10 protein-coding genes are annotated in these 6,981 nt (G+C 30.4%); 2 read left to right on the top strand and 8 right to left on the bottom strand.

Translation table 11 applies throughout. The features are described 5' to 3' along the window. Positions 1 to 44 precede the first annotated feature (44 nt). The 8 genes from GK51_RS01250 to GK51_RS01215 form a co-directional block, all read right to left on the bottom strand. Positions 45 to 863: a hypothetical protein gene (locus tag GK51_RS01250; RefSeq protein WP_156179532.1), complete on the bottom strand. Its 819-nt coding sequence runs from the start codon at positions 861 to 863 to the stop codon at positions 45 to 47. Positions 864 to 1,049: 186 nt separating this feature from the next. Beyond that, on the bottom strand, positions 1,050 to 1,322 hold the full coding sequence (locus GK51_RS01245; RefSeq protein ID WP_048331189.1) for a hypothetical protein: 273 nt from the start codon (positions 1,320 to 1,322) through the stop codon (positions 1,050 to 1,052). A gap of 1 nt (position 1,323) precedes the next feature. Then, positions 1,324 to 1,794: a hypothetical protein gene (locus tag GK51_RS01240; protein ID WP_048331187.1), complete on the bottom strand. Its 471-nt coding sequence runs from the start codon at positions 1,792 to 1,794 to the stop codon at positions 1,324 to 1,326. 165 nt (positions 1,795 to 1,959) lie between these two features. Further along, positions 1,960 to 2,451, bottom strand: a complete 492-nt coding sequence (locus tag GK51_RS01235; protein WP_048331186.1) for a DUF3592 domain-containing protein — start codon at positions 2,449 to 2,451, stop codon at positions 1,960 to 1,962. A 175-nt stretch (positions 2,452 to 2,626) separates the two neighbouring features. Further along, positions 2,627 to 3,739, bottom strand: a complete 1,113-nt coding sequence (locus tag GK51_RS01230; protein ID WP_082132692.1) for an erythromycin esterase family protein — start codon at positions 3,737 to 3,739, stop codon at positions 2,627 to 2,629. Positions 3,740 to 3,905: 166 nt separating this feature from the next. Next, a complete protein-coding gene (locus tag GK51_RS02435) occupies positions 3,906 to 4,133 on the bottom strand; it encodes a hypothetical protein (protein WP_197072704.1) in 228 nt (75 codons plus the stop codon). A gap of 102 nt (positions 4,134 to 4,235) precedes the next feature. Continuing rightward, the gene (locus GK51_RS01220; RefSeq protein WP_048331183.1) at positions 4,236 to 4,667 is read right to left on the bottom strand and encodes a T6SS immunity protein Tdi1 domain-containing protein; all 432 of its coding nucleotides are present in this window, start codon (positions 4,665 to 4,667) and stop codon (positions 4,236 to 4,238) included. 115 nt (positions 4,668 to 4,782) lie between these two features. After that, positions 4,783 to 5,358: a non-canonical purine NTP diphosphatase gene (locus tag GK51_RS01215; protein WP_048331182.1), complete on the bottom strand. Its 576-nt coding sequence runs from the start codon at positions 5,356 to 5,358 to the stop codon at positions 4,783 to 4,785. Between the two features lie 77 nt (positions 5,359 to 5,435). On the opposite strand from GK51_RS01215, the gene GK51_RS01210 reads away from it, so the two are divergent. Then, the gene (locus GK51_RS01210; RefSeq protein ID WP_048331181.1) at positions 5,436 to 6,431 is read left to right on the top strand and encodes a DUF4421 family protein; all 996 of its coding nucleotides are present in this window, start codon (positions 5,436 to 5,438) and stop codon (positions 6,429 to 6,431) included. Between the two features lie 151 nt (positions 6,432 to 6,582). Continuing rightward, the gene (gene hpf, locus GK51_RS01205) at positions 6,583 to 6,882 is read left to right on the top strand and encodes a ribosome hibernation-promoting factor, HPF/YfiA family (protein ID WP_048331180.1); all 300 of its coding nucleotides are present in this window, start codon (positions 6,583 to 6,585) and stop codon (positions 6,880 to 6,882) included. The last annotated feature ends 99 nt before the right edge of the window (positions 6,883 to 6,981 follow it).

Below are 6,981 nucleotides of genomic sequence, written 5' to 3'. Positions count from 1 at the left end.
TTTTACTTGTTTTTTACCATAGTACTTTGTTGTAAAACGTTTTTTTATTCAATTCCGATTATAAATGGTATTTTTGATTTAACAGCTTTATCATTTACACAAGCTGGATACCATTCTGTCATTTCGATCAGAAGTTTAGTGATTTCATCTTCCAAATCAGAATTAACTTTGGTTTGGTATTGGATAGAACTTTCTTCGATTTTCCCTTGTTCATTAATAACGACCCAAGTTCTTAATTTGGCTGGAAAATTATTGCTTAATTCCTTTAGTTTTTTCACAAGTACTTTGCTGTCAGATTTTAAACTCGGTCTTTTGTCGGGATGTAGATAAACTCCATTTTCATTAGTGATTCCGTAAAATATTTTATTCTGTTCCAATGTCCATTTATAATCTGTTGAATTTTTGTCGACACCTTTAAAAGTTTTGAATTTACCTTTAAACTCTTTTGTGTTTATTAGTTGTCCAGAAGAATCTATTTTATTGATTTGCAAAATATATTGTCCTCGAAGTTCTTTTATGTCTTTAAAAGGATTTTGATTTAGTTTCAAATAAATCTTATCAACAACATATTTGGGCTCGTTTAATCCAACAACATCTGTCCAATAATTATAAGTTACATTTTGGATGTTCAGATTTTTATTCAGTCGAATAATAATGTCGTGACCTGTAAATCCTGAACTGTAACTGTTAGAAATTTCAAGTTCAGAATCAGATGGGAAAGTAATATTTAGACTTTCAATGTGTTTTATTTCGTTTGCAATATCATCAAATCGATTGAATTCATCTTTAACCTCATATTTGGGAAGATTTTTGTCAATCGTAACTTTATCTTGTCCGAAAGCAAAATTTGTGATTAAAATCAATATGATAATTTGAATTCTCAATGTTTGTTCAAATGTTTTACAACGGTCTTGTATATGATACGTTGCGTGGTTTAGCACGTAATTTAGCAAATAAAAACCAGATAGAAAATCCGCAAGGATTTTCGTAAGTAGGCTAGTACTAGCAATGGATTATATACGTTGTTGTAAGTAGTTTTTTATTCAAATTTAAATTAGATATAAAATTATCAAAGTCAAAATTATAAAGATGATTGCAATAGTTATCAGTTCCTTTTTTCTTTCCGATTTTGCTTTTTTTCGAATGTCATTTTTTACTTTCTCCAATTCCGATTCCGATAGTTTTGGGAAATTATATTCAGGTTTTGAATCAGAACTTTTATAGCTTGACGAATTTCTGTCATTCCTTGCTTGCCTTTTTTGGTTTCGTTCTATTTTTCTTGCTAAAGTTGCTTTAAACTGTGATAAACTTCCGTCTGCCATTTTATTGTAGTTTTTTCATTTGCTTTTTCAAATCCTTTTCCGAAAGCGCAGAGTATTTTTGTAGTACAGAATTTTTATAGTTCTCGTCGATTTTTATAATTCTTTCATAAAATTTTAAAACATTGGAAATAGCTAATAATGAAGATTCATTCTTGTCAACATTTCTGCTAATTTGATTGTCTATTTCGCTTAATGTGTAAATCATAATGATTTCTTTAAAAAACTTATAAGATTTACTTGAATCCATAAATTCACTTATTCCGCTTACTCGCATTTCAACTTGCGGATTGTTTGAAGCGTACCATTTAAAAATTTCAGCTGATTTATTGGTAAAAATACTATCGGATTCAATTTGTGGGTTTTCTATTATCCAATTCAATGATTCTGTTGCTTCTTTGTCTGAAGTTATTTGTCCAAAACTTGTGTTTATAAAGGTTATTAAAAGTATAAATGTCAGTACTTTTTTAATCATAGTTTCTGGGTTTCTTAAATTACTTACAACGTTTATGTATAAGAATAGTTGAGGGTTTGTATGCGAGGATTTTCCGAAGGAAAATCAGATGTTACAAACACGCAGCGACCTTTGATTAAGCACTAAACCGCAATTATTTTTATACGGTGTTGGCAGCTGTTATTTTTAAAATTCAACATTAATTATTCCTAAAATACTGCAAATTCCAACAATCAAAAATATCAGTCCAACTAATGTCCCAAAGATTAAACTGAAACTATTGAAATTCCTTTCTTTTCCGATAACAAATTTTTCGGGATTTTTTGGGTCATACAATATGTCAATCGGTTTGTCTATGTTTTTTTTATAAGTCCGTATTTTGCTTAAATCAGTTGATGCGTAATAGTATGGTTTTTTCCGAATTTGTATTCCGTTTTTAGATGTAAATTCAACTGTCGGTGTTTTATATCCGTCAGAGTCTGATTCGTAGAACAGTATTTTTCCAACACTTTCAATTCCGTTTTTGTGAATATCGGAAAGAAAGTTCCAAAAGTAAATACTCATTATTGAAATCAAAGAGCCAAGAATAATAAAACAAACAACAGGTTTGTAAAACATAAAAAACACAAATAGAATAACTATTGGTATCGCATACTTTTTATTGTTTAATAGTTCCATTTATTATTTTAGTTCGTAAAGTATGTCTTTAATTGCTGCCAACGGTTTTGTATATGATACGTTGCGTGGTTTAATACGTAATTTAGCAAATAAAAACCAGATAGAAAATCCGCGAGGGTTTTCGTAAGTAAGCCAGCACTAGCAATGGATTATATACGTTGTTGGCAACAGTATTTTATTCATCGTATTTTACTTTTTCTCCTTTTGAAATAAAAACTAAAGCATCAAAATGCTTAAACCAATTTGTTTTATTTTTATTAAGATTAAATAGTCCTTGATATTCTTTTTCTGTGTATTCAGGGTTGATACTAATTATCCGTTTTGAGTCAATAAAATAATTTTTTTCTGTGGTAGGTAAAAAATAAAGTAGGTTGTCTTTGTCGTTACTAGATTTTTCTACCCATTTAGGTTTTACATTTCCAATGTACATTGTTGAAAAAGCGATGTGATATGAGATATCAGGATTCATATTTACGAATTGACTTCCCATCGTTTGACCTTTCATAAACTCATATTCATATTTTGCCATATGTGCATTTGCCAACCACACAATAAATTTTTTATTTGGCATTGTTTTAACTAGGAAATCTAGGTTTTTTGCCATTTGGCTATCTCTAATTGGTATGCCTTTTTTACTGCTTTTATGAGTTGAATTTATAATAATATCACTTTTGTAACTTTGCAAAAATTGAGTCCAAAGTTTATCTTTAATTATTGTATCGTTTTTTAGTAAGTTATCAACTTCATTAATTAGGTATTCTAAATTTGATTTACCAACAATTTTGTTTGCTTTCTTTCTGTTTTTGATATATTTTTCAGTTGTTTCGGTAAATTTTTCATCAAAATTAATAGAATTATTTTTCAGGAATTCAGTCAATTTATTTGTGAAATTATTCCAAGTATAACCTGAACCCATTTGATTATCAAAACCCCAGATAGTGACATTATGTTCACTTAAAAATTCGAATAGTTCCATACATTGGACAGAACGAGACCAAAAGGAATATAAATTAACTTTGTTATGGTCAAAATAGAGACCAAAAAAATCGCCTTCAAAAGCGATGTCTTTAAATCCTTTTTCTAGAACTAAATATTTTACAAATTCAGTTTTAGCTGAAAAATCGGAACCAATATTATGTTGTGATTCTCCCAAAAAAACAACTTTTTTGTCAGTTAAATTAGTGTCTAAAATATCTTTAACATTTTCGGTTAAAAGATTTTCAATTGAGTTCAATTCGTAAATATTCTCCTCGATTTGAGCCAAAATAGAATTTAGACCAAAGATCATAAAAAGTAGTACTGTCGTTTTTTTTCATATTGTTGCCAACGTGATTGTGTATGATTTCGTTGCGTGTTTAAGCAACTAAATTAGTAAACTAAAACGAACCAGAGGAAATTCCGAAGGAATTTCCAAGTAGGCTAGAACTAGCAATGAATTATACACGGTGTTGTGCCTAGTTTTTTATTCTTTGGTCTTTGTATTTAACAACCCATTCTTTTGCTTCTTCTAATGTTTTTGGATAGCTGACATAATTATTTGATTCCGATTTATAATATTCCGATTTCCCTTCTTGATAAACGTGTTGGAAAGGGAAACCTTCTGAAATCATAAACTTTACAAGTTCCCATTTTTTCTTATCAGTCTTTTTGGGTGGTCGAAAACTATGATTAATAAAAATCATTTGATTTGAACACAAAGGACATTTTCCAAGATGTAGATTAGTTAAATCTAATCCCAAATTTTCTACTCTATAACATTCTAAACAAACAGCTTTGTGTCCCATTTATTCTTTAATATTCAGTTTTATTTTTTGTCCGTCTTTCAAATCTTTTATCTGAAATCCTAAATCTCCGCTAAAAGCAATTAATTCCGCAAAACTTATTTTTCCGAGATTTGATTTTTCATATTCTCCGCCAACAACAGCCGACATTTTCAGGCAATATTTTTCATTTTCTTTTAACTCTCCAAGTTCCGATTTCGCAATATTCACAAGGTTTGTCACTTCCCAATCTTCAATAAATTCAGAGTCGGCAGAAATAAGGTCAAATCCAGATTCCGATTCCGCAATTTTTTCACAACGAATTTCTTCAGGACAAATTCTCCAATATTCACTTTTGTCCGTTTTGAAAATCACGTTTCCAAATTCATTCGTGCGAATGATTTCGGTTGCGTTAAATCCTTTCCAATTCCAAGCTTTATTTATTTCCGCAATCATTTTCTCAAATTAGGCACAACGTACGTGTATAGGTAATGGTGTATATATATCTATTATATCTACACCAAATCTAATCAATCTCAACAACTTCCCAAATACGTAGTTCTACGTAAATTTAAAGTCCATTTAAAAAATCAACCAACTGCTGTACAGCTTTTCCACGGTGTCCAATGCGGTTTTTTTCTTCCAAAGATATTTCGGCAAATGTTTTGATATAACCGTCGGCTTTAAAAATAGGATCGTAGCCAAAACCAGAGGTTCCGGACTTAGCTTTGGTAATACTGCCTTTGCAAATACCTGTAAAGGTTTCTAACTTTCCATTTAAGTGAAGCGCAATAACGGTTTTAAATTGTGCCTTACGGTTGTCTTGGGTTTCTAAATTGGTGAGCAACTTATTCATGTTGTCATCGGCATCACGTTGCTCGCCTGCATAGCGTGCAGAATATACGCCAGGTTCACCATTTAAGGCATCCACTTCTAAACCTGTATCATCCGCAAAACAATCGTATCCAAAATGCGTTTTTACGTATTCTGCTTTTTGTATGGCATTACCTTTTATGGTATTTTGGGTTTCAGGAATATCCACATAGCAACCTATATCTTTCAAACTCAATACCGTAATATGCTTGGGAATTAAATGTTGAACTTCCCTAATTTTGTTTAAATTGTTTGTCGCGAAAACGAGTTGCATATTCTATAATTTAATGTATTTTTAGCTTGTAACAAATGTAATTCAAATTCTACAATCCCTTCAATTTATTGGTATTTATGCGCAACGCTTTTTTTATTTTTACGATTTGCTTTTTGAGTTGTTTATCAAGTCAATCGCAAATTTTAAAAAATGTAGATTCCACCAAAGTCTACAAAGTGGTTGATAGCATGTTTATAGATCGGGATTTGGAAAATTATTCGGCTAGAATTTTTACAAACTATAAAGTAAAACGTTTTTCAGTTCGGGATGATGATTCAAAAACCCGTTTTATTCCCAATAACCCATTTGGTGTTGGTTTTGGTTTTGCCAGCCGAAAAATAGTGATTGATATTGCCTTTAACCTGAAAACCAATAAGGAGAACATTACCAACCGATTTGATTTGCAAGGCACTGCAATTCTTGGAAAAAACCATTTTGTGAATATCTATGTTCAAACTTACAAGGGTTTTAATGTAAAAAACAATTACAATGAGCCAACTATTTTTCGCGATGATATTAAATCCGCAACCGCTGGTTTTAATTATTTATTTACAGTGTCAGACATTGAGTTTTCTATGGCTATGCTAAAAGCAGGTGTTTCTAAACGAAACAAAAATGTTTATATAACTGGTGGTTTAGGGACTTTTGCTGTTTTCGATTATTTTTCTGGAAACGAAACTATTTTGTCCAATCAAGGCGCATTGTATTATAATGAAGAAGCCAATATAAAACGTTATAACTCGGCTGGAATTGGTGTTTTGGGTGGCTTTATTTCGGCTTTTGCGTTACCAAAAAACTTCGTGGCTTCGTTTAACGTAATGCCTGGAATTGCTATTATGAATAAGCAGGTTACCTTAACGGACGATACGTATAAACCTTCAAACCCAATGCTGTATAAAGTAGATTATACCGCTGCTTTGGCTTATAATGCCGATCGTTATTATATTAGTTTAATATACAATGGAAGTGCTTATTCTACCAGCTTGGATTTTGATAATAAGCAGCTTTTCAGTTTAAGTAAAGCCAAATTGGCTTTTGGATATAAATTATGGGCTAAAAAGAAAAATAAATAGTTAATCCTTTTGTAAAATTTCGTTGAAACATTAAATAATTGGTATTTTTATAAAACTAATTTCTAACTGGATAAAATTGATGACATATATCATTTTAAATAGGGAAATAAGCTTTTAAATTTGAATATAAACCATAAAAACACCTATAGATATGACTATAAATTTTCAATATGTAAATCTCGATTCAAGTGATGCATTAACTACTTATACGCAAGAAAAGCTCCAATCCCTTATAAAAAAATACGATTGGTTAATTAATTGTGATGTGCAATTTAAAAAAGAAAACAGCACGAAAGAGGAAGGCTTTATTTGTAGTATGGAATTAAGTTTACCAGGCCCGAGGATTTATGCCATTTCAAATGAGAAAAATTTTGAAGCATCTGTAAAAGAAACCATTAGCGATTTAGAAAAGCAACTTAAAAAGCGTAAACATACGTTTTCTACTAAATAAAAAGGTTATCTAATTTAAACACAATTAATTTTGAAAATTGTTGTTTTAAAAATTAGAAAAATTGTTACTTTCTGAATTGTTTATTAAAGTTAGACGAAT

Source organism: Bizionia psychrotolerans (assembly GCF_001039595.1).
Note: the sequence above shows the minus strand (reverse complement) of the source record. Positions and strands in the feature narration are given on the sequence as shown.